This window comes from Rhizobium sp. WYJ-E13 (assembly GCF_018987265.1).
Taxonomy (GTDB): Bacteria; Pseudomonadota; Alphaproteobacteria; order Rhizobiales; family Rhizobiaceae; genus Rhizobium.
Genome location: NZ_CP076853.1, coordinates 1085836 through 1106182, shown reverse-complemented (window position 1 = coordinate 1106182; position 20347 = coordinate 1085836). Strand labels below are relative to the sequence as shown.

The 20347-nt window shown below is 59.0% G+C and carries 20 protein-coding genes and 4 tRNA genes; 6 read left to right on the top strand and 18 right to left on the bottom strand.

Annotated elements, in window-relative coordinates; all coding sequences use genetic code 11:
• Positions 1 to 163: 163 nt before the first annotated feature.
• The 14 genes from rpoB to KQ933_RS05450 form a co-directional block, all read right to left on the bottom strand.
• Complete coding sequence (gene rpoB, locus KQ933_RS05510) at positions 164 to 4303, bottom strand: DNA-directed RNA polymerase subunit beta (protein WP_216757735.1); 4140 nt, start codon at positions 4301 to 4303, stop codon at positions 164 to 166.
• Between the two features lie 259 nt (positions 4304 to 4562).
• Positions 4563 to 4946 (bottom strand): 50S ribosomal protein L7/L12, encoded by a 384-nt coding sequence (gene rplL, locus KQ933_RS05505; protein WP_004669074.1) that lies wholly within the window; start codon positions 4944 to 4946, stop codon positions 4563 to 4565.
• Between the two features lie 56 nt (positions 4947 to 5002).
• Positions 5003 to 5521, bottom strand: coding sequence for a 50S ribosomal protein L10 (gene rplJ, locus KQ933_RS05500; protein ID WP_183730074.1), 519 nt, complete (start codon positions 5519 to 5521; stop codon positions 5003 to 5005).
• Positions 5522 to 5849: 328 nt separating this feature from the next.
• Positions 5850 to 6554 carry a 50S ribosomal protein L1 gene (gene rplA / locus KQ933_RS05495; protein ID WP_216757734.1) on the bottom strand — a complete coding sequence of 235 codons (705 nt, stop codon included), beginning with the start codon at positions 6552 to 6554 and terminating at the stop codon, positions 5850 to 5852.
• Positions 6555 to 6558: 4 nt separating this feature from the next.
• Positions 6559 to 6990, bottom strand: a complete 432-nt coding sequence (rplK, locus tag KQ933_RS05490; RefSeq protein ID WP_112547865.1) for a 50S ribosomal protein L11 — start codon at positions 6988 to 6990, stop codon at positions 6559 to 6561.
• Between the two features lie 13 nt (positions 6991 to 7003).
• A complete protein-coding gene (locus tag KQ933_RS05485) occupies positions 7004 to 7144 on the bottom strand; it encodes a hypothetical protein (RefSeq protein ID WP_216757733.1) in 141 nt (46 codons plus the stop codon).
• Between the two features lie 24 nt (positions 7145 to 7168).
• A complete protein-coding gene (gene nusG / locus KQ933_RS05480) occupies positions 7169 to 7699 on the bottom strand; it encodes a transcription termination/antitermination protein NusG (RefSeq protein WP_007817111.1) in 531 nt (176 codons plus the stop codon).
• A 17-nt stretch (positions 7700 to 7716) separates the two neighbouring features.
• On the bottom strand, positions 7717 to 7917 hold the full coding sequence (secE, locus tag KQ933_RS05475) for a preprotein translocase subunit SecE (RefSeq protein ID WP_183730080.1): 201 nt from the start codon (positions 7915 to 7917) through the stop codon (positions 7717 to 7719).
• A 191-nt stretch (positions 7918 to 8108) separates the two neighbouring features.
• Positions 8109 to 8184 (bottom strand) — tRNA-Trp (locus KQ933_RS05470).
• A 215-nt stretch (positions 8185 to 8399) separates the two neighbouring features.
• A complete protein-coding gene (locus KQ933_RS05465) occupies positions 8400 to 9293 on the bottom strand; it encodes an NAD(P)-dependent oxidoreductase (RefSeq protein ID WP_216757732.1) in 894 nt (297 codons plus the stop codon).
• A gap of 173 nt (positions 9294 to 9466) precedes the next feature.
• Positions 9467 to 9601 carry a hypothetical protein gene (locus KQ933_RS33730; RefSeq protein WP_281411246.1) on the bottom strand — a complete coding sequence of 45 codons (135 nt, stop codon included), beginning with the start codon at positions 9599 to 9601 and terminating at the stop codon, positions 9467 to 9469.
• Between the two features lie 205 nt (positions 9602 to 9806).
• The gene (tuf, locus tag KQ933_RS05460) at positions 9807 to 10982 is read right to left on the bottom strand and encodes an elongation factor Tu (RefSeq protein ID WP_183730064.1); all 1176 of its coding nucleotides are present in this window, start codon (positions 10980 to 10982) and stop codon (positions 9807 to 9809) included.
• 350 nt (positions 10983 to 11332) lie between these two features.
• Positions 11333 to 11406 (bottom strand) — tRNA-Gly (locus tag KQ933_RS05455).
• A gap of 24 nt (positions 11407 to 11430) precedes the next feature.
• Positions 11431 to 11515: transfer RNA gene (locus KQ933_RS05450), tRNA-Tyr, on the bottom strand.
• 204 nt (positions 11516 to 11719) lie between these two features.
• On the opposite strand from KQ933_RS05450, the gene rlmB reads away from it, so the two are divergent.
• The 3 genes from rlmB (at position 11720) to KQ933_RS05435 (ending at position 13155) form a co-directional block, all read left to right on the top strand.
• Complete coding sequence (rlmB, locus tag KQ933_RS05445; RefSeq protein ID WP_216757731.1) at positions 11720 to 12610, top strand: 23S rRNA (guanosine(2251)-2'-O)-methyltransferase RlmB; 891 nt, start codon at positions 11720 to 11722, stop codon at positions 12608 to 12610.
• Between the two features lie 58 nt (positions 12611 to 12668).
• The gene (locus KQ933_RS05440; RefSeq protein WP_216758972.1) at positions 12669 to 12953 is read left to right on the top strand and encodes a hypothetical protein; all 285 of its coding nucleotides are present in this window, start codon (positions 12669 to 12671) and stop codon (positions 12951 to 12953) included.
• Between the two features lie 64 nt (positions 12954 to 13017).
• Entirely contained in the window at positions 13018 to 13155 is a 138-nt protein-coding gene (locus KQ933_RS05435) for a hypothetical protein (RefSeq protein WP_216757730.1), read from the top strand.
• Positions 13156 to 13276: 121 nt separating this feature from the next.
• On the opposite strand, the gene KQ933_RS05430 is transcribed toward KQ933_RS05435, so the two are convergent.
• Positions 13277 to 13594, bottom strand: a complete 318-nt coding sequence (locus tag KQ933_RS05430; protein ID WP_216757729.1) for a hypothetical protein — start codon at positions 13592 to 13594, stop codon at positions 13277 to 13279.
• Between the two features lie 105 nt (positions 13595 to 13699).
• Positions 13700 to 13775: transfer RNA gene (locus tag KQ933_RS05425), tRNA-Thr, on the bottom strand.
• 275 nt (positions 13776 to 14050) lie between these two features.
• Between KQ933_RS05425 and KQ933_RS05420 the strand changes: the two genes are divergently transcribed.
• Genes KQ933_RS05420 through KQ933_RS05410 form a run of 3 tightly spaced genes read left to right on the top strand, consistent with a single transcriptional unit; the run spans position 14051 to position 16409 of the window.
• Positions 14051 to 14824, top strand: a complete 774-nt coding sequence (locus KQ933_RS05420; RefSeq protein WP_183730094.1) for an NAD kinase — start codon at positions 14051 to 14053, stop codon at positions 14822 to 14824.
• Positions 14825 to 14828: 4 nt separating this feature from the next.
• Complete coding sequence (locus KQ933_RS05415) at positions 14829 to 15359, top strand: hypothetical protein (protein ID WP_216757728.1); 531 nt, start codon at positions 14829 to 14831, stop codon at positions 15357 to 15359.
• Between the two features lie 30 nt (positions 15360 to 15389).
• Positions 15390 to 16409, top strand: coding sequence for a dienelactone hydrolase (locus tag KQ933_RS05410; protein ID WP_216757727.1), 1020 nt, complete (start codon positions 15390 to 15392; stop codon positions 16407 to 16409).
• A 53-nt stretch (positions 16410 to 16462) separates the two neighbouring features.
• Here the strand turns inward: KQ933_RS05410 and prfB are convergent.
• Both prfB and KQ933_RS05400 read right to left on the bottom strand, forming a co-directional pair.
• A protein-coding gene (gene prfB, locus KQ933_RS05405; RefSeq protein WP_216757726.1) for a peptide chain release factor 2 occupies positions 16463 to 17594 on the bottom strand; the annotation gives its coding sequence in 2 pieces (ribosomal slippage) (positions 16463 to 17524 and positions 17526 to 17594; 1131 coding nt in all).
• Positions 17595 to 17714: 120 nt separating this feature from the next.
• A complete protein-coding gene (locus KQ933_RS05400) occupies positions 17715 to 20162 on the bottom strand; it encodes a penicillin-binding protein 1A (RefSeq protein ID WP_216757725.1) in 2448 nt (815 codons plus the stop codon).
• Positions 20163 to 20347 lie beyond the last annotated feature (185 nt).

Genomic DNA, 20347 nt, shown 5'->3' with positions numbered 1-20347 from the left:
CCTTATCTTGCGAGGGTTGGCGGCAAATCCCGGGAGCCGCGCCATCGCTTAAACGACAATAACCGCAGAATGCGGCGAAAGCGTCCCTGCCCGACCGACACATTACGGGGCCATGGCGGGAACGGTATGCGCTCTTTTAAAGAGCGCATACCCTATCAGGTGGTTATTCGGCAGCGTCCGGTAGCTGGCCTGCAGCCTGCAGATCCTCGACCTTGGAATTTTCGAGCTCGACCGAGAGACCCAGCGAGCGCATTTCCTTGACGAGAACGTTGAAGCTTTCCGGAATACCAGCCTCGAAGGTGTCGTCGCCACGGACGATCGCTTCGTAAACCTTGGTGCGGCCGGCCACGTCGTCCGACTTTACCGTCAGCATTTCCTGCAGCGTGTAGGCTGCGCCGTAAGCTTCAAGCGCCCAGACTTCCATTTCGCCGAAGCGCTGGCCGCCGAACTGTGCCTTGCCGCCCAGCGGCTGCTGGGTAACGAGCGAGTACGGGCCGATCGAACGAGCGTGAATCTTGTCGTCGACAAGGTGGTTCAGCTTGATCATGTACATGTAGCCGACCGTGACCTTGCGGTCGAAGGGCTCGCCGGTACGGCCATCGTACAGAACCGACTGACCGGACTCGTGCAGACCTGCCTTCTTCAGCATCGAGGCAACGTCAGGCTCATGCGCACCGTCAAAGACCGGCGTTGCGATTGAGACGCCCTTGCGGGACTGTTCGGCCAGCTTGACGAGCGATGCGTCGTCGAAGTTGGCGACTTCGTCCTTGGCCTGGGAAGCATACACGTCCGTGAGCTCGCGCTTCAGGTCGGTGATGTCCATGGTCTTGCGATACTCTTCGAGCAGCTCGCCGATCTTCTTGCCCATGCCTGCGCAAGCCCATGCAAGATGGGTTTCGAGGATCTGGCCGACGTTCATGCGCGAAGGCACGCCGAGCGGGTTCAAGCAGATATCGACATGCGTACCGTCTTCGAGGAACGGCATGTCTTCGACCGGAACGATGCGCGATACAACACCCTTGTTGCCGTGACGGCCGGCCATCTTGTCGCCCGGCTGGATCTTGCGCTTAACAGCGACGAAGACCTTGACCATCTTCATGACGCCCGGAGGCATTTCATCGCCGCGCTGGACCTTTTCAACCTTGTCCATAAAGCGCTGTTCGAGGCGAGACTTGGATTCGTCGTACTGGCCGCGGAGCGCTTCGAGCTCGCTCTGGACCTTTTCGTCTTCGACGGCGAACATCCACCACTGCGAGCGGGGATATTCAGAAACGACGGCATTCGACAGCTCGGTGCCCTTCTTGAAGCCCTTCGGGCCGGCAATGGAGGACTGGCCGCGCAGCATGTCGATCAGACGGCCGTAGACGTTACGGTCGAGGATCGCCTGTTCGTCGTCTCGGTCCTTTGCAAGACGCTCGATCTCTTCGCGCTCGATCGCCATCGCGCGCTCGTCCTTTTCAACGCCGTGGCGGTTGAAGACGCGCACTTCGACGATCGTGCCGTAGGTGCCGGGCGGCATGCGCATGGACGTGTCACGCACGTCGGATGCCTTTTCACCGAAAATGGCGCGCAGGAGCTTTTCTTCCGGCGTCATCGGGCTTTCGCCCTTCGGCGTGATCTTGCCGACGAGGATATCGCCCGGCTGAACTTCGGCACCAATATAGACGATACCGGCTTCGTCGAGATTCTTCAGCGCTTCTTCCGAAACGTTCGGGATGTCGCGCGTGATTTCTTCCGGACCAAGCTTGGTGTCACGAGCCATCACTTCGAATTCTTCGATGTGAATGGACGTGAACACGTCGTCGGCAACGATCCGTTCCGACATCAGGATCGAGTCTTCGTAGTTGTAGCCGTTCCAGGGCATGAACGCGACGAGCGCGTTGCGGCCGAGAGCCAGATCGCCGAGATCCGTCGACGGGCCGTCGGCGAGAATGTCGCCGCGGTTGACCACGTCACCGACGGTGACCAGCGGACGCTGGTTGACGCAGGTGTTCTGGTTCGAACGCTGGAACTTCTGCAGGCGGTAGATATCGACGCCGGACTTGCCAGCTTCGAGGTCTTCCGTGGCGCGGATAACGATACGCGTCGCGTCGACCTGGTCGACCACACCGCCGCGGCGTGCACCGATAGCAGCACCGGAGTCGCGGGCGACGACCGGTTCCATGCCGGTACCGACGAACGGCGCTTCAGCGCGCAGAAGCGGAACGGCCTGACGCTGCATGTTCGAGCCCATGAGAGCGCGGTTGGCGTCGTCGTTTTCCAGGAACGGGATGAGAGCGGCTGCGACCGAAACGACCTGCTTCGGCGAGACGTCCATCAGGTTCATGCTGTCGCGCGGAGCGAGCATAACTTCGCCAGCGTGGCGGCAGACGACGAATTCATCAACGAACGAACCGTCCGTCGTCAGTTCGGCGTTGGCCTGGGCAACGTAGTACTTCGCCTCTTCCATGGCGGAGAGGTAAAGCACGTCATTGGTCACCTTGCCGTCGACGATACGGCGGTATGGGCTTTCGATGAAGCCGTACTTGTTGACGCGTGCGAAGGTCGCCAGCGAGTTGATCAGACCGATGTTCGGGCCTTCCGGCGTTTCGATCGGGCAAATACGGCCGTAATGGGTCGGATGAACGTCGCGGACTTCGAAGCCAGCGCGCTCGCGGGTCAGACCGCCCGGACCAAGAGCCGAGAGACGGCGCTTGTGGGTGATTTCCGAGAGCGGGTTCACCTGGTCCATGAACTGCGACAGCTGCGAGGAACCGAAGAATTCGCGCACGGCTGCAGCAGCCGGCTTGGCGTTGATCAGGTCCTGCGGCATGACCGTGTCGATTTCGATCGAGGACATGCGCTCCTTGATCGCGCGCTCCATGCGGAGCAGGCCGAGACGGTATTGGTTCTCCATCAGTTCGCCGACCGAGCGGACGCGGCGGTTGCCAAGGTTGTCGATGTCGTCGATCTCGCCCTTGCCGTCGCGCAGCTCGACGAGCATCTTGACCACGGCCAGGATGTCGTCCTTGCGCAGGATGCGGACGGTGTCTTCGACGCTCAGGTCGAGGCGCATATTCATCTTGACACGGCCGACGGCGGAGAGGTCGTAACGCTCCGCATCGAAGAACAGCGAGTTGAACATGGCTTCGGCCGATTCCATGGTCGGCGGTTCACCCGGACGCATGACACGGTAGATGTCGAACAGAGCGTCCTGGCGGTTCTCGTTCTTGTCTGCTGCAAGCGTGTTGCGGATGTAGGCGCCGACATTGATGTGGTCGATGCCGAGAACCGGGATCTCGTCGAAGTGGTTGGCGAGGATGATGCCGAGCGTCTTCTCGTCGATTTCGTCGCCGGCTTCGAGATAGATCTCACCCGTCGAGTAGTTGACGATATCTTCGGCAAGGTAGTTGCCGTACAGATCGTCATCGGTCGCCTTGAGGGCTTTCAGGCCCTTGTCGGAGAGCTGGCGGAGCAGACGCGGGGTCAGCTTCTTGCCGGCTTCCACAACGACCTCGCCGGTATCGGCGTCGACCATCTCGGTGATCGCCTTGGCACCCTTCAGCGTCTCCGGCTTGAAGGGAATGCGCCAGCCTTCGCCGTCGCGCTTGTAGAGCGACTTCGTGTAGAAGGTGTCGAGGATTTCCTCACCGTCCATGCCGAGGGCCATCAGCAGCGACGTCACCGGAATCTTGCGGCGACGGTCGATACGGGCATAGACAATGTCCTTGGCGTCGAATTCGATATCGAGCCAGGAACCGCGATAAGGGATCACACGCGCAGCAAAGAGCAGCTTGCCGGAAGAATGGCTCTTGCCCTTGTCGTGATCGAAGAAGACGCCCGGCGAACGGTGCATCTGGGACACGATCACGCGCTCGGTGCCGTTAACGATGAACGTACCGTTGTTCGTCATGAGCGGCATGTCGCCCATGTAGACGGACTGTTCCTTGATGTCCTTGATCGACTTCGCGCCGGTATCCTCGTCGATATCGAACACGATGAGACGGAGAGTAACCTTCAGCGGCGCGGCATAGGTCAGGTCGCGCTGGCGGCATTCGTCGACGTCGAACTTCGGCGGTTCGAATTCATAGGACACGAACTCCAGCATGGAAGCGCCGGAGAAATCGGTGATCGGGAAAACGGACTTGAAGACAGCCTGGAGGCCTTCGTCGGGACGACCGCCCTTGGGCTCTTCAACCATCAGAAACTGGTCGTAGGATGCCTTCTGAACCTCGATGAGGTTCGGCATTTCTGCGACTTCGGGGATTTTACCAAAAAACTTGCGTACGCGCCTACGACCATTGAACGAAAGGGTCTGAGCCATCGTCGCTCCTTCAAAAATTGCATCCGGGCCTGCAACGGACGGGAACCGATGGCCAGTCGATCCCGTCAACCAATGAGTAGTTCAACCTCGTCCCACCTCCCGAAACAACCAGGCCGGATTGCCTTGGCGCCTCGGTTCGAGACCATGCTCTTGAAGAACCCATTACCCAAAAGCCGTTTTCACGCGGCTTTTGGGTAATTCGTTCAAAAAAACGGCAAATGGGAGGCCGTAAATACCGCCTCCCAAATGCAGTTCAAGATTACTTGACGTCGGCCTTTGCGCCAGCGTCTTCAAGCTTCTTCTTGATGTCAGCGGCTTCAGCCTTGGAAACGCCTTCCTTGACAGCCTTCGGAGCGCCTTCGACGAGGTCCTTGGCTTCCTTGAGGCCGAGACCGGTGATGGCGCGGACTTCCTTGATGACGTTGATCTTGTTGGCGCCGGCATCCGTGAGGATGACGTCGAACTCGGTCTTTTCTTCTTCAGCCGGAGCAGCTGCACCGCCTGCACCACCAGCAACGGCAGCAACAGCTACCGGAGCAGCGGCGGAAACGCCCCACTTTTCTTCGAGCAGCTTGGAAAGCTCAGCGGCTTCCAGGACGGTCAGCGAGGAGAGGTCTTCAACGATCTTTGCGAGATCAGCCATTTTCTAGTTCCTTTTGTTCGGTTCGAACTGTTGAGTTTGTACAGCGAAAAACCGCCTTAAGCGGCTTCGTCCTTCTTGGCATAGGCCGAGAACACGCGAGCAAGCTGGCTTGCCGGTGCTGCAACAACGCCTGCAATGCGGGTAGCCGGAGTCTGGATCATGCCCAGCAGCTTCGCACGCAGTTCGTCCAGCGAAGGCAGGGTCGCAAGCGACTTGACACCTTCGGCGTTCAGCGTTGTCGTGCCCATGGCGCCGCCGAGAACCACGATCTTGTCGTTGGTCTTGGCGAAATCCATGACGACCTTCGGAGCGGTGATCGGATCATTGCTGTAAGCAATGAGGGTCTGACCCTTGAAGAGATTGGAAATCCCTTCCGCTTCCGTACCCTGAAGGGCAATTTTGGCCAGGCGGTTCTTCGCGACTTTGACGGTGCCGCCAGCAGCGCGCATCTTCGAACGAAAATCGTTCATCTGTGCGACTGTAGCACCAGCATAGTGGGCCACGACAACCGAGCCCGATGCCTTGAAGACATCGTTCAGTTCCGTGACGAATTCGCGCTTTTCCGCTCTTTCCACTGCCTATCTCCAGTTGGCGGGACCGTTTGAACGGACCCACCGGGTTGCCTTTGCCTCCTGGGATCAGAAGCGATCCCAAGCGACGCTTGAGGATCCTGTCCCCTCGCGCTCCGCGCCACTAAAGGCAAAGGAGGCACAAGGCATCCAAGGCTCGAACCGATTTCCTAGAAGTAGAACTTCATGCAATTCGGGTCTTACCCGTCTCATGCAGGCAAAGTGATTAAGGGAAAACCACCTGCAATCTCGGACAGGATTCCGGATTTCTCCGAAATATCCCGGCCCCTTGCGAGGCCGGAATTCTTGTAATCGGGCCGGAGCCCGATGAAACTTAAGCAGCCGTAACCGCTGCGGTGACCGAGCCAACTTCGATCTTGACGCCCGGACCCATGGTCGAGGAGATCGCTACGCGCTTGACGTAGTTGCCCTTGGCGCCAGCCGGCTTCGCCTTGATGACGGCGTCAGCGAAGGCACGGATGTTTTCTTCCAGAGCCTTGGCATCGAAGGATGCCTTGCCGATGCCGGCGTGAACGATACCAGCCTTTTCGACGCGGAACTCGACAGCGCCGCCCTTGGAAGCCTTGACGGCACCAGCAACATCCATCGTAACCGTACCGACCTTCGGGTTCGGCATCATGCCGCGCGGGCCGAGAACCTTACCGAGACGACCGACGAGCGGCATCATGTCCGGGGTCGCGATGCAGCGATCGAATTCGATCTTGCCGCCCTGGACGATTTCGACGAGCTCTTCTGCGCCGACGATGTCAGCGCCGGCAGCCTTGGCTTCATCAGCCTTGATGCCGCGAGCGAAAACGGCGACACGAACGGTACGGCCGGTGCCGTTCGGCAGATTGACCACGCCGCGAACCATCTGGTCTGCGTGACGAGGATCAACACCGAGGTTCATCGAAACTTCGATCGTTTCATCGAACTTCGCTACGGCACGTTCCTTGACCATGCCGATGGCGGTCGTCAGAGCGTAGAGTTTGGTCGGATCAACACCTTCGTTGATCTTCTGAGTGCGCTTGCCTGCCATGGTCTTAACCCACCACTTCCAGGCCCATGGCGCGGGCAGAGCCCTCGATCATCGCCATTGCACCTTCGATATCTGCCGCGTTCAGGTCCTTCATCTTGGCTTCGGCGATCGTCTTGATCTGAGCCTTGGTGAGGGTACCAGCCTTTGCGCCCTTGCCCGGGGTCTTGGAACCGGACTGGATCTTGGCTTCCTTCTTCAGCCAGTAGCTAACCGGCGGCTGCTTCATGACGAAGGTGAAGGACTTGTCCTGGTAATAGGTGATGACGACCGGGATCGGCATGCCCTTTTCCATTTCCTGCGTAGCCGCATTGAACGACTTGCAGAACTCCATGATGTTAATGCCACGCTGACCAAGCGCCGGACCAATCGGCGGAGACGGGTTTGCCGATCCTGCCTTGACCTGAAGCTTGAGCTGGCCTGCAACTTTCTTAGCCATATCTCTCTGCCTTTCACTGGCGGCCGGTCGCCCGGCCCTTGATGCCGGATCGCTCCGGCGGCTGCGGTTGCGTGGTGCGGATCATTGAGGTCCGGCTAAGACCCCTCACCTTCCACGCGATGCGGCTTTCGCCGCCACAGACATCAGTAAGCACTTACTGATGTCCGACCTCCAACAATCAGACCTTCTCGACCTGAGCGTATTCCAGTTCGACCGGAGTCGCGCGGCCGAAGATCGACACTTCCACCTTCAGGCGCGAACGCTCTTCATCCACATCCTGAACCGTGCCATTGAACGACGCGAACGGACCATCGGAAACGCGAACCTGCTCGCCGATCTCGAACGTGACGGAGGCCTTCGGACGCTCGACACCTTCCTGAACCTGACCGAGAATGCGCTCGGCTTCAGAATCCGGAATCGGAACCGGCTTGTTGTCAGAACCGAGGAAGCCCGTGACCTTCGGCGTATTCTTGATCAGGTGATAGGCCTCATCCGTCAGGTTGGCGCGAACCATGACGTAGCCCGGGAAGAACTTGCGCTCGGAATCGACCTTACGGCCACGGCGCACTTCCACCACCTTTTCGGTCGGCACGAGGATCTTTTCGAACAGATGCTCAAGCCCCTTCTGGCGAGCCTTGTTCTCGATGTCCTCAGCGACCTTCTTTTCAAAATTGGAATATGCGTGGACGATGTACCAACGTGCCGCCATTTTCATCTCCACCCGTATCAGTTGCCGGTGTTGAGCACGAAGCTCAGCGCCCAGCCAATGAGCTGGTCAGCGGCAAAGAAAAACAGCGCAGCAAAAACAACCATAACGAGCACCATGACCGTCGAGATCATCGTCTCGCGGCGCGACGGCCAAGTAACTTTAGACGTTTCCGTGCGGACCTGCTGCAGAAACGCGAATGGATTGGATTTGGATGCCATCGACTGCCCACGCAATTACGGCGCGTAAAGCTGAAACTATCAGCCCCACGCACCGCGTGTCTGTTGAACCCTAAATAAACATCGATCTCCGAATACACAAGAGGGAAACCGACGTTTGACGAAATTAGTCGCCATATAAACAATCCTCGCCGGAACGCCGCGATACGCCCGCGCTGTCCGTTCAAGGAAAATGGCAGGGGCAGAGGGGCTCGAACCCCCGACCTGCGGTTTTGGAGACCGCCGCTCTACCAACTGAGCTATACCCCTTTACGCTTTGCATTCAGCCCTTTGACCTTGCAATCATGAGCCGGTGAGAAGCATGGCGCTCCCTTTAAGACGGCGGCTCAGGATATGCAAGAGCGATTTTCGATTTTCAGAACCATTCTCCGCAGACAGCCGGGAGAAGCGACCGGCAGCCGCTGATCCCGCCACCGGACACAGCCTGCAATGAGCCCGGCAGGAATGTCCACTTGACCGAAATCTCAGACTTTCACGTATTTGCGCCAGTCGTGCTCTTCCTTGAAGCCAAGCACCTCGCGAATCTTCCGGTTGGAAAGCAGGCCTTCATATTCACCGATCTCGCGAGTGAAAGGCACATTCGGGAAGAAGCGTTTGGCGAGCTCTTTCGACGGCGTGTTGGCCGAGACAGTGTTGTTGGCAGCGTTGAAGACCTGGAAACCCAGTCCATCCTTCTCGATGCAGAGATGGACGATCTGGCCGAGATCGCGGGCGTCGATATAGCTCCAGGCGATGCGCTTGCGCATCTCCGGATTAGCGAAATAGGTCGGGAACTTCTCGTACTCATGCGGCTCGATAACGTTGCCGATGCGCAGCGCATAGATGTCAAAGCCCGAACGTTCGGCAAAAGCGCGCGCCGTCTTCTCGTTCAGGACCTTGGAAAGGCCGTAGGAATCCATCGGGTTGACATCATACTCCTCCTCCAGCGGGAACTGGTGGAAGTCGCGATGACCTTCGGCGAAGCAGACACCATAGGTGGTCTCGCTCGAAGCGACAATGATCTTCCTGATGCCGAGCTTCACCGCCGCGTCGATGACATTGTAGGTGCCCATCGTGTTGATGCGGAAGGTCTCGTTGTCGGGCTTGATCAGGATGCGCGGCACCGCAGCGAAGTGGACGACGGCGTCGAAGGGCTGCACACCCTTGCCCGATTCCAGATCGGGAAAATCCCGGTGCATGGAAAGCACATTGAACATCTGGCCGCTATCGGTGATGTCGGCAATGAGATTGGTGACACCGGGGCTTTCCAGGGGTACGAGATCGACATTATGGACCTCATAGCCTGCATTGACGAGCCACGGCACGGCATGGCGTCCGGCTTTGCCCGAACCACCTGTGAAAAGAACACGCTTTTTCATGGAATATCCTCCGCATCATGAAATCGGAGGCATAGATAAACTCTTCCGCGCGAAGAGCAAGCGAGCGTCTCGAAAGCAGGTTCAAACCCGCTTCGGCCAGGAGCTCCCGACTGGAAGCACCTGCCCTGTCATTTCCAATCACCGCCGGATTTTCCGGCGATCCTGCAAGGTCGTCACTTGACGACGCTTACCTCATCCAGCTGCACGCCGGCCGCCTGAACGACCTCTTGCGGAATCGCAGCGATGAAAAACATTGTGAAAACATACATTGCGAATATCGTCGCAACGAAGGTGGCCTTTTGAATCATGCTGGCTCTCCTTTCTACAAGAAGGAGTCTGGACCAAAAAAGCCGGATCGCAAAACGCTTTCTGAACGCGAGATGAATAAAGTACTGCGTCTGGAAATTTTAACGATATTTTTACAACATCTCATGGACGGCCAGGCGCCTATCAGAAACGAAAAAACCCCGCTGTTTCCAGCAGGGTTTTTCCTTAATCGGGGATAGTCCCGGATTACTCGACGATGGAAGCAACGATGCCTGCACCGACGGTGCGGCCGCCTTCGCGGATCGCGAAGCGAAGCTTTTCTTCCATCGCGATCGGAACGATCAACTCGACGTCAACAGTGACGTTGTCGCCAGGCATGACCATTTCCGTGCCTTCCGGAAGCGTGACGATACCCGTCACGTCCGTCGTGCGGAAGTAGAACTGCGGACGGTAGTTCGTGAAGAACGGCGTATGACGGCCGCCTTCTTCCTTCGTCAGAATGTAGGCTTCGGCCTTGAACTTCTTGTGCGGCTTGACAGAGCCCGGCTTGCACAGGATCTGGCCACGCTCGACGCCGTCACGGTTCACACCGCGAACCAGTGCGCCGATGTTGTCGCCGGCCTGGCCCTGGTCGAGCAGCTTGCGGAACATTTCAACGCCGGTCACCGTCGTCTTCGACGTCGGGCGGATGCCGACGATCTCGACTTCTTCACCAACCTTGACGATACCGCGTTCGACGCGGCCGGTCACAACCGTACCGCGGCCCGAGATCGAGAACACGTCTTCGATCGGCATCAGGAACGGCTGGTCGATCGGACGCTCAGGCGTCGGGATGTAGGCGTCAACCTGAGCCATCAGCTCGCGGATCGCGTCTTCACCGATCTTCTTGTCGGAATCTTCAAGCGCAGCAAGCGCCGAACCCTTGACGACCGGGATGTCGTCGCCCGGGAAGTCGTAGGACGACAGAAGTTCGCGCACTTCCAGTTCGACGAGCTCGAGAAGCTCGGCGTCATCGACCTGGTCGACCTTGTTGAGGAACACAACGATCGCCGGAACGCCAACCTGGCGGGCGAGCAGGATGTGCTCGCGCGTCTGCGGCATGGGGCCATCAGCAGCAGAGCAGACCAGGATCGCGCCGTCCATCTGCGCAGCACCCGTGATCATGTTCTTCACATAGTCGGCGTGGCCGGGGCAGTCGACGTGCGCATAGTGGCGGTTCGGCGTCTCATACTCGACGTGTGCCGTCGAAATGGTGATGCCGCGCGCCTTTTCTTCCGGGGCAGCGTCGATCTGGTCATACGCCTTGAACTCACCGAAGTACTTCGTGATCGCTGCCGTCAGAGACGTCTTGCCGTGGTCAACGTGGCCGATCGTGCCAATGTTGACGTGCGGCTTGTTGCGCTCAAACTTACTCTTTGCCATTTGAATGCTTCCTGTGGACGTAAAATGGGTGACCCCGGCGAACCGGTTTAGTGCCGCCGTTTAAGGCTTTCGGCGAAATTGCGCAAGACTTAATTACAGACGCCATTCTTGGCGTGTGGCCGGATATGGGAGGTAATTCGCAACCCACAAGACGATTCGCCTTCCGCCTCCCCAAAAACCCTGAAATTTCAGACAAAATCGAAAGAGAGGCGGGCTCGCGTCTTCACCGACCCTGGTCGTGACTGCAATCTCCGCAGTCGTCGCGCAAGCATCATATGGTGTCGGCAACGCAGAACCTTCAGGCCCAGACGCAAAGCACCACGACAGATCTTCTATGAAGGGGAACAATATGGAGCGGGTAGCGGGAATCGAACCCGCGTATTCAGCTTGGAAGGCTGCTGCTCTACCATTGAGCTATACCCGCGGGGTGGTCTGATCCAATGACGAATGGTGGAGAGAGTTGGATTTGAACCAACGTAGGCTGAGCCAACGGATTTACAGTCCGTCCCCTTTAACCACTCGGGCATCTCTCCAGTTTTTCGTCCGGATCTTGAAGACCAAGTTCATCAGACTTTGAAGCGTTGCCGCCCCGTCGTCTGCGCCGCGTATATGACCGGACGATTTCAGTCTGTCAACACGATGACAATGGAAAATACAGGAAAAATTTCATTGTCCGTTGAAAGCCGGCGCATGAAAGAAGGCCTATGCGTCAACAGGCGCCATCGTTATAAAGCCGCATGAGCAAAGATAAAAAATCCGGCGGCACGCCCGCCACCGACAAGTCCGCAAAGGACACCCATTACGCAACGCTCCGGCGCGCGCACCGCGACGCCAAGCGCGAACGCGGCGAAATCCCGACACCAGCGCCGCAGAAGCGCAAGCGAGGCGCCGATGACTGGAAGCCGCCGGCGCTCGCCCCCGATCAGGTCTTCCTCTACGGCCTTCACACCGTTCGCGCCGCGCTTGAAAACCCTGAACGCAAGAACGTCAAGCTGTCGATAACGCAGAACGCGCTTGCGCGACTGGAGGTCGATCCCGACGTGATCGGCATTCCGGTCGAGATGGTTTCGCCGCAGGATATCGACAAGGTGCTCGGCCCCGAAGCGATCCACCAGGGCGTGATGCTGGAAACGCGCGCCCTGCCCGTCCGGCGGCTGGAAGCGCTGAAGGACAGCCCGCTGCTTCTCGTGCTCGACCAGGTGACCGATCCGCACAATGTCGGCGCCATCATGCGCTCGGCCGTCGCCTTCAACGTTGGCGCCGTCATCACCACCCAGAGACATAGCCCGACCGAATCGGGCGTGCTCGCCAAATCGGCTTCGGGCGCGCTGGAGCTCATACCTTATATACAGATCACCAATCTCTCGGATGCGCTCGGCGAGTTGCACAAGCTCGGCTTCTTCACGATCGGTCTCGATTCGGAGGGGCCGGCGCCGCTCGAAGGCACATTCTCAGGCGGCAGAATCGCATTGGTGCTCGGCTCCGAAGGCAAGGGCTTGCGGCAGAAGACCCGGGAGACCGTCAGCGCGCTCGCCCGCCTCGACATGCCCGGCGCCATCAAATCGCTGAACGTGTCGAATGCCGCAGCGATTGCCCTTTATGCGGCAAGGCTGCACCTGAAGGCATAGGCGGCAGCCGACGGGTTTCCGTTGCATCACGTAGAGTCTATTGAGAGCGAAGACCTGCGTGGCGGCCATCGTGGTTGAACACCTGCCCTCATCGTCCATATTGGACCTTGGAAAGAGCGCGCCGGTCGTTAAGATCGGCGACGCATTTTACCCTCGGGGCGTTGGTAAAAAGGAAATCCGCATTATGGCATTTCGACCGCTGATCTTCGGCGTTCTCTTCATCGCGGTCTTCGTCATGGTCATTTTGAGCATCATCTGGGTGGACAAGTCGCACCCAATCCGCCAGCCCGATCCCCTGGCACCATCGACGACGCCATCCAATCCACCTCCATCCGTGCAATAGCAAATCCGGAACCGGTAAAGCGTTCACACGTTAATTTCCGCAGACAAACAGGGATTTAATGTCCATGCGCCTGATGATTGCCGTCGTTGTCGTCATGATTGCCTCCGTTCTCAGCATCGCAATGATGTCACCGTCTGGCGCGGGGCAGACCGGCAATGGTGCGAAGATCGAATCGAGCGTGAACGAATCCGCGCAAAAGTGACTGCGTATCGCCTCATCGGACAAGACGCAGTCAATGCGTCTGAACGGATTAAGCAAAAATCCCGCCGCAAGAAATTGCGGCGGGATTTTTCTGGAGCTGGAAATGCTTTCTCGGTTAGCGATCAGCTCCGATAGAGCCAATAGGGTCCGCCGTGATGGCGGCGCCAATATTGACGCTCGCGCCAACGCTCTTCCCGCCACGGGCTCCAGCGGCGCTCATAACCCCAAGCCGGGCGCCAATAACGACGTTCACGCCAATGGCGGCGCTCGCGCCAGTCGCGGCGATCACCCCAATCCCGATCGCCGCCACGGACCTGGATAACATCGCTCTGTTGCGAGACGGCAGGACGGTCGAGAGGGACAGCCGCAGCCGGGGCTACGGCGGAAAACAAAGTGCCGGCCGAAAGGGCGGCTGCTAGGAGAAAACTGGAGATCCTCATGGCTCACTTCCTCGTTTCTGATGAAGCGAGAATGATCGAGCGTGCCTGAATTGCCGCTGAATCGACCCTTCAGTCTCTGTTCATGTAATGGAATGGCTGGAAAACTGGTGCCCCCGGCAGGGTTCGAACCCGCGACCCCCTGATTACAAATCAGGTGCTCTACCAACTGAGCTACAAGGGCAATGGCTGCGAAGTAGCAGATTCTGATCTTTTGTAAAGAAAATTTGCCTTTTCCGGCAACGGGGCAAATCTATCCACAGCGGAGGTTTGTGCCATCAGCGCTTCGATAAGGATTCAAGTCGAGCACGGACGTTACCTGCCGCGGCATATCGATCGAAGGGCGGCGGGCCTATCTCTTTGTTTCCAAGATCGCCCAAACTCTGGCAGCAGACGCAAAACGTCTTGTCGTAGAACCCCTTTATCCTTTAGCTAGAGCAACATAACAAAGGGCATTGCATGGGCCGGTCATTTCAGACGCTTTCTTTTATCGCCTCGCCGACCACGGAAGCGCTCGCCGCGCGAGACGAACTGATTCGCCTTTACGGCGATGTGCCCGCAAACGAGGCCGATGTGATCGTCGCGCTCGGCGGCGACGGCTTCATGCTTCAGACGCTGCACAGCACGATGAACAGCGGCAAGCTCGTCTACGGCATGAATTGTGGATCCGTCGGCTTTCTGATGAACGACTACAAGACGGACGGCCTGCACGACCGCATCTGCGCCGCCGTCGAGAATGCGTTTCACCCACTCAAGATGACGACATCCAATGCCGACGGCAGCAACTCGTCGGCGCTTGCGATCAACGAGGTCTACCTTTTCCGGCAATCCTATCAGGCGGCGAAGCTCAGGGTGGAAATCGACGGGCGCGTGCGGCTGGAGGAGCTGATCTGCGATGGCTTGATGGTGGCCACGCCTGCCGGCTCGACCGCCTACAATCTTTCCGCCCACGGTCCGATCCTCCCGCTCGATGCCCCCTTGCTCGCCATGACGCCGGTCAGCGCCTTCCGGCCGCGGCGCTGGCGCGGAGCGCTGCTTCCCAACCGGGTGACCGTCGACATCCATATATTGGAAGCCGAGAAGCGGCCTGTGAATGCGGTCGCCGACAATACCGAGATCAAATCCATATTGCATGTGCGCATCGCCCAGTCCGAGGACATGACGGCACGCATCCTTTCCGATCCCGACCGCTCATGGTCGGACCGGATTCTGGCGGAACAGTTCGAGGATTGAAACGATGGCAATGCAGCAAGCATTTATGACGGCGCTCCTTGTTTCGGGCTGGGCGATCGCCGCCGAGGCGCAGACCGTTCACGACGATATCCTGCCGGCCTCGATCATCTTCGCGACCAGCACCGGCTATTGGGAAGATGACGGCAATTCGCTGCCGGTCGAGCGTGCCCCGACAACCACGCAGAGCGTCAGCACCCAAAATGTGAGCGGGGAGGATGCCAAGCCGCAGCAGCGGCACGGCTATTACAAGCTTTTCGCCGTGCGCCAGCCGGACAAAACCTCCAAGATCTATCTGCAGCAGATGGCGCAGAGCGACGCCGGACCTGCCGTTGTCTCGACGGTCGAACTGCAGGAAATCAGCGACCTCAAGCCTTATGTCACAGATATCCGGCCCGAGAACTCGAGCGGCATCATCAAGGAGCCGGGCCTTTTCGCCACGGTCTACCTGAAGACCGATGCTGCTGCCGAATCCGACGGCTGGACGGTGTTGATCGACGAGTTCGGCGATATCACCGTGGAGAAAGCGACGAACTGAGCGTCGCAGGCTATTTATCGGGGCTAAACCATGAGACTCGGCTTTCGCGAAGGCGTTCTCCACGACGAGACGCGGCCGGACTGGGATGGGACCGGCCTAAGACCTGTCCGCTGGTCCCTGTGGTATCCGGCAGCCGAGGGCTCGTTTGAAACCGAAATTCCGGGACGAAGCTGGTTCCGGAGGGCCGCGGTCGCCCGCGATGCACCCATCCGGCCGGCGCCGAAATCTTATCCGCTGGTCCTGCTGTCGCATGGTACCGGCGGCTCGGCAGCCGGGCTGGAATGGCTCGCCCGCCGTCTGGTCGATCGTGGTTTTATCGCTCTCGGCGTCGACCATCATGGCAATACCGGCGGCGAAGCTTATCGCGCTGAGGGTTTTGCCTGTCTCTGGGAGCGCGCGCCCGATCTGAGCTTCATGCTCGACCGCCGAAAAGACTGGCAGGGCGATCTGGCCGGACAGCTCGATACGGACAGCGTGTTCGCTGCCGGATTTTCAGCTGGCGCTTATACGGTGATGCTGCTTCTCGGTGCTGTCGCTCAATTCTCGCAGTTCGAACAATCCAGGCTGAAACCCGGAGGGCCGCGCGGCCCGAGGGAATTTCCCGACCTCGCCGATCATATCCCGTCGCTGCTCCGCACGAGCACGGCATTTCGCGAATCATGGTCGCGGATGTCGCGATCCTATCGCGACAACAGAATCAAGGCCGCGCTGGTCTGCGCGCCCGGTCGCTCTATCCGCTGCTTCAGCGAGGAGAGCCTGAAAGCCATCCGCAAGCCTGCCCTCATTCTGGTCGGCGATGCCGACAACACGGCCCCGCCCGAAGAATGTTCGTCATGGCTGCATGCGCGGCTTGATCGAAGCACCTTGAAAATCCTTCCGGGCGGTCTTGGGCATTATATCTTCCTGCCGGAAGGCACGGCATTGGGGCTCTCCTTTGCAGAGCTCCTGTTTACCGATCCGGCGGGTATTGAACGTGCTGATGTCCACGAGGAGATCGCCGAACTATCGGGTGCGTTCTTTCACGGAACCGACATTTCTGCGGACGTCTGAAAAAGAAAAAGCCCCGTTTCCGGAGCTCTCTATTTCAGGTCTGTCTTTGCCGATCAGTCGACGTCATCGACGACAGCATCGGCTGCGCCGCTGATGCGGTGAGCAAGTGCTGCTTCCATGAATTCGTTCAGATCGCCATCGAGCACGTCATCGGGAGCAGTGCTTGTAACGCCGGTACGCAGGTCCTTCACGAGCTGGTAGGGCTGCAGAACGTAGGAGCGGATCTGGTGGCCCCAGCCGATATCCGTCTTGGAGGCGGCTTCGGCGTTTGCGGCCTCTTCGCGCTTCTTCAGTTCGGCTTCATACATGCGGGCACGCAGCATTTCCCAGGCCTTGGCGCGGTTCTTATGCTGTGAGCGTTCCTGCTGGCAGGCGACGACGATACCGGTCGGAATGTGGGTGATACGTACGGCCGAGTCCGTCGTGTTGACGTGCTGGCCGCCGGCACCCGACGAGCGGTAGGTATCGATACGGCAATCGCTTTCATTGATCTCGATGTTGATCGAGTCATCGACGACAGGATAGACCCAGATCGACGAGAACGAGGTATGGCGGCGCGCATTGCTGTCATAAGGCGAGATGCGCACGAGGCGGTGCACGCCCGATTCCGTCTTCAGCCAGCCATAGGCATTGTGGCCCTTGACCAGCAGGGTCGCGGACTTGATGCCGGCTTCTTCGCCGTCATGCACCTCCATGAGCTCGACCTTGAAGCGCTGGCGCTCAGCCCAGCGGGTATACATGCGCAAGAGCATGTTCGCCCAGTCCTGGCTTTCCGTGCCGCCTGCGCCGGAATGGACTTCCAGATAGGTGTCGTTGCCGTCGGCCTCGCCTGACAGCATGGCTTCGACCTGTCGGCGGGCGGCCTCGGCCTGCAGGCCTTTCAGCGCGTCCTCGGCTTCCTTGACAATGCTCTCATCGCCCTCTTCCTCGCCGAGTTCGACAAGCTCGATATTGTCGGAAAGCTGCTGCTCCAGCGACCTGACGCCATTGATGCCGTCATCGAGCTGCTGGCGCTCGCGCATCAGCTTCTGGGCTTCCTGCGCATCGTTCCAGAGGTTGGGATCCTCTGCCTTGTTGTTCAACCAGTCCAGTCGTCTTACCGCCTGGTCCCAGTCAAAGATGCCTCCTCAGCAGGGTGATAGCCTGCTTGGTTTCATCGACTACGTTCTGGATTTCCGCTCGCATTTTCCTGCTTCTTTGCTTCGGTATTCTGTGAGTGCCCGGGTATTCTGTAAGGCTGGTGACATAGAGACGCCCGCCGCGGATGTAAAGAGCCGTGGCGGGCGCAATGGAAATCGGTTGTGATCAGAACAGGCCGGGCGTGTTGGTCTGGACTGCCTGGTTTGCCTGCGGTGACGTGCGCAGGATTTCTTCCGGCGCCATCGTGCCGTCCATGCCGATGACGGAGAGGCTGTCGGCCGGGCCGGTGCCTGGCTTGAAGGCTTCGATGATGGTGCCTGGATCCCCATCGACAGCCGCCATGCCGGTCTTGCGGTTGATCGCGATCATGTTCATTCCGGCCGGGACCACGAATTTGGACTCAGGCATGTCCTTGACAGCCGCCTGCATGAATTCGTTGAAGATCGGCGCCGAGAGACCGCCACCCGTGCCGCCGCGGCCGAGCGGAGCCGGCGTATCAAAGCCCATGTAGAGGCCTGCGACCAGATCCGGCGTGAAGCCGACGAACCAGGCATCCTTCTCATCGTTGGTCGTGCCGGTCTTGCCGGCAACGTCGCGGCCCGAAAGATCGATCTTGCCGGCAGCGGTACCGCGCTGGATGACGCCCTGCATCATTGAGGTGATCTGGTAGGAGGTCATCGGATCGAGAACCTGCTCGCGGTTGTCGACGATGTTGGGCTCGTCCTGGCTCTGCCAGTCGCCAGCATTGCAGCCTTCGCAAAGACGTTCCTCATGCTTGAAGATCGTCTTGCCGTAACGGTCCTGGATACGGTCGATCAGCGTCGGCTTGATCTGCTTGCCGCCATTGGCGATGACTGAATAGGCCGAAACCATGCGCAGTACCGTCGTTTCACCCGAGCCGAGCGACATGGCGAGCAGCGGCGCCATCTTGTCGTAGATGCCGAAGCGCTCGGCATATTCGGCGACGATATTCATGCCGAGATCGTTGGCGAGGCGCACCGTCATCAGGTTGCGCGAATTCTCGATGCCGGAGCGGAGCGTCGAGGGGCCGCCGACTTCACCGCCATAGTTTTCCGGCTTCCAGACCTGACCGCCCGAAACGATCTCGATCGGCGCGTCCATGATGACCGAGGCCGGCGTGTAGCCGTTGTCCATCGCGGCAGCGTAAACGAAGGGCTTGAAGGAAGAACCCGGCTGGCGCATCGCCTGGGTGGCACGGTTGAATTCCGACTGGGCATAGGAGAAGCCGCCGACCATGGCGAGAACGCGGCCTGTCTTCGGGTCCATGGCGACGAGACCGCCCTGCACTTTCGGTGGCTGGCGCAGACGATAGGAGGTCGAACCGTCGCCGCCGAGACGCTCGACATAGACGACATCACCTGCCGAGACGGCGCCGACCGGCGATTTCGTGGTCTTGCGGTCACCACCGGCGGAGCGGAATGCCCACTGCATGTCCTTGGCGGCAATCGTGCCACGCTCACGTACGGCCGCAACCTTGCCGCCTCCATCCTTCGGCGGCTGGAGGCCGATGTCGACAGCCTCACTGGAAACGGCAAGCACGACCGCAAGGCGCCATTCCGGCACGTCGGAGAGAGCTGGTACTTCGGCGAGCGGCGGACCCCAGTCGCCAGACGTGCTGATCTGCTTGATCGGACCGTGGAAACCGCGACGCTCGTCATAGGTGATCAAGCCGTCCTGCAGCGCCTTTCTGGCCTCAAGCTGCATCTGCGGATCGAGCGAGGTGCGCACCGAAAGGCCGCCCTCATAGAGCGCCTTTTCGCCATACTGGTCGATGAGCTGGCGACGGACGGCTTCGGCGAAATAATCGGAGGCAAAAAGAGATGAGCCGCTGTTGCGGGCGGTAACGCCGAGCGGCTGCTTCTTGGCGTCCTCGCCATCGCTCTGGCTTACATAGCCATTTTCAACCATGCGATCGATGACCCAGTTACGGCGCGTTATGGCGGCATCGGGATGGCGGAACGGATGGTAGTTGGCCGGCCCCTTCGGCAGCGAGGCGAGATAGGCCGCCTCGGCAATGGTCAGTTCACTGACGGACTTGTTGAAATAGGTCAGGGAAGCGCTGGCAACGCCGTAAGAATTCAGGCCAAAGAAAATCTCGTTCAGATAAAGCTCGAGAATCTTGTCCTTGCTGTAGGCCTGCTCGATGCGGAAGGATAGGATCGCTTCCTTGGCCTTACGCTCCATGGTCTGTTCGCTCGACAGCAGGAAGTTCTTGGCCACCTGCTGGGTGATGGTCGAACCGCCCTGCGTCGGACCGCCGGTCAGATAGGCAACCACCGCGCGCATGAAACCAGTGATATCGATACCCGGATGCTGGTAGAAATTCTTGTCTTCGGCCGAAAGGAAGGCCGCCTTCACGCGGTCGGGCACGGCCTGGATCGGTAGGAACAAGCGCCGCTGCTTGGCATATTCGGCCATCAGCGCGCCGTTGCCGGCATGGACTCGCGTCGTAACCGGCGGCTCATAGCTGCTCAAAACGGCGTAGTCCGGAAGATCCTTCGTGACGCTGCCAAGATAGACGGCGACGACAGCCGCAGCGCCCAGGAAACCGACGCACGCTATTCCGAAGAAATATCCAAGAAGTCTAACCATATTTTCAGCTACCGGTACTTCTAATCTCTGATCGGCGCAGCCGCTACAATCGCATAGACGATGCTGGTTTGCACGTTGCGCGGCTTACTCCATGCGCGCTGGCGCCACAAGACGATTCCGTCTCACATATGTGCGAAACATATAGACCGGAGTAACGGCGTGAATGTGAGCAAAATAGGGCTCGC

Bases quoted from the DNA above. Each gene is read 5' to 3' on its own strand.
- rpoB (WP_216757735.1), bottom strand. From the start codon at position 4,303: ATGGCTCAGACCCTTTCGTTCAATGGTCGTAGGCGCGTACGCAAGTTT.
- rplL (WP_004669074.1), bottom strand. From the start codon at position 4,946: ATGGCTGATCTCGCAAAGATCGTTGAAGACCTCTCCTCGCTGACCGTC.
- rplA (WP_216757734.1), bottom strand. From the start codon at position 6,554: ATGGCAGGCAAGCGCACTCAGAAGATCAACGAAGGTGTTGATCCGACC.
- rplK (WP_112547865.1), bottom strand. From the start codon at position 6,990: ATGGCTAAGAAAGTTGCAGGCCAGCTCAAGCTTCAGGTCAAGGCAGGA.
- nusG (WP_007817111.1), bottom strand. From the start codon at position 7,699: ATGGCGGCACGTTGGTACATCGTCCACGCATATTCCAATTTTGAAAAG.
- secE (WP_183730080.1), bottom strand. From the start codon at position 7,917: ATGGCATCCAAATCCAATCCATTCGCGTTTCTGCAGCAGGTCCGCACG.
- KQ933_RS05465 (WP_216757732.1), bottom strand. From the start codon at position 9,293: ATGAAAAAGCGTGTTCTTTTCACAGGTGGTTCGGGCAAAGCCGGACGC.
- KQ933_RS33730 (WP_281411246.1), bottom strand. From the start codon at position 9,601: ATGATTCAAAAGGCCACCTTCGTTGCGACGATATTCGCAATGTATGTT.
- tuf (WP_183730064.1), bottom strand. From the start codon at position 10,982: ATGGCAAAGAGTAAGTTTGAGCGCAACAAGCCGCACGTCAACATTGGC.
- rlmB (WP_216757731.1), top strand. From the start codon at position 11,720: ATGAGCAAAGATAAAAAATCCGGCGGCACGCCCGCCACCGACAAGTCC.
- KQ933_RS05435 (WP_216757730.1), top strand. From the start codon at position 13,018: ATGCGCCTGATGATTGCCGTCGTTGTCGTCATGATTGCCTCCGTTCTC.
- KQ933_RS05430 (WP_216757729.1), bottom strand. From the start codon at position 13,594: ATGAGGATCTCCAGTTTTCTCCTAGCAGCCGCCCTTTCGGCCGGCACT.
- KQ933_RS05420 (WP_183730094.1), top strand. From the start codon at position 14,051: ATGGGCCGGTCATTTCAGACGCTTTCTTTTATCGCCTCGCCGACCACG.
- KQ933_RS05415 (WP_216757728.1), top strand. From the start codon at position 14,829: ATGGCAATGCAGCAAGCATTTATGACGGCGCTCCTTGTTTCGGGCTGG.
- KQ933_RS05410 (WP_216757727.1), top strand. From the start codon at position 15,390: ATGAGACTCGGCTTTCGCGAAGGCGTTCTCCACGACGAGACGCGGCCG.
- KQ933_RS05400 (WP_216757725.1), bottom strand. From the start codon at position 20,162: ATGGTTAGACTTCTTGGATATTTCTTCGGAATAGCGTGCGTCGGTTTC.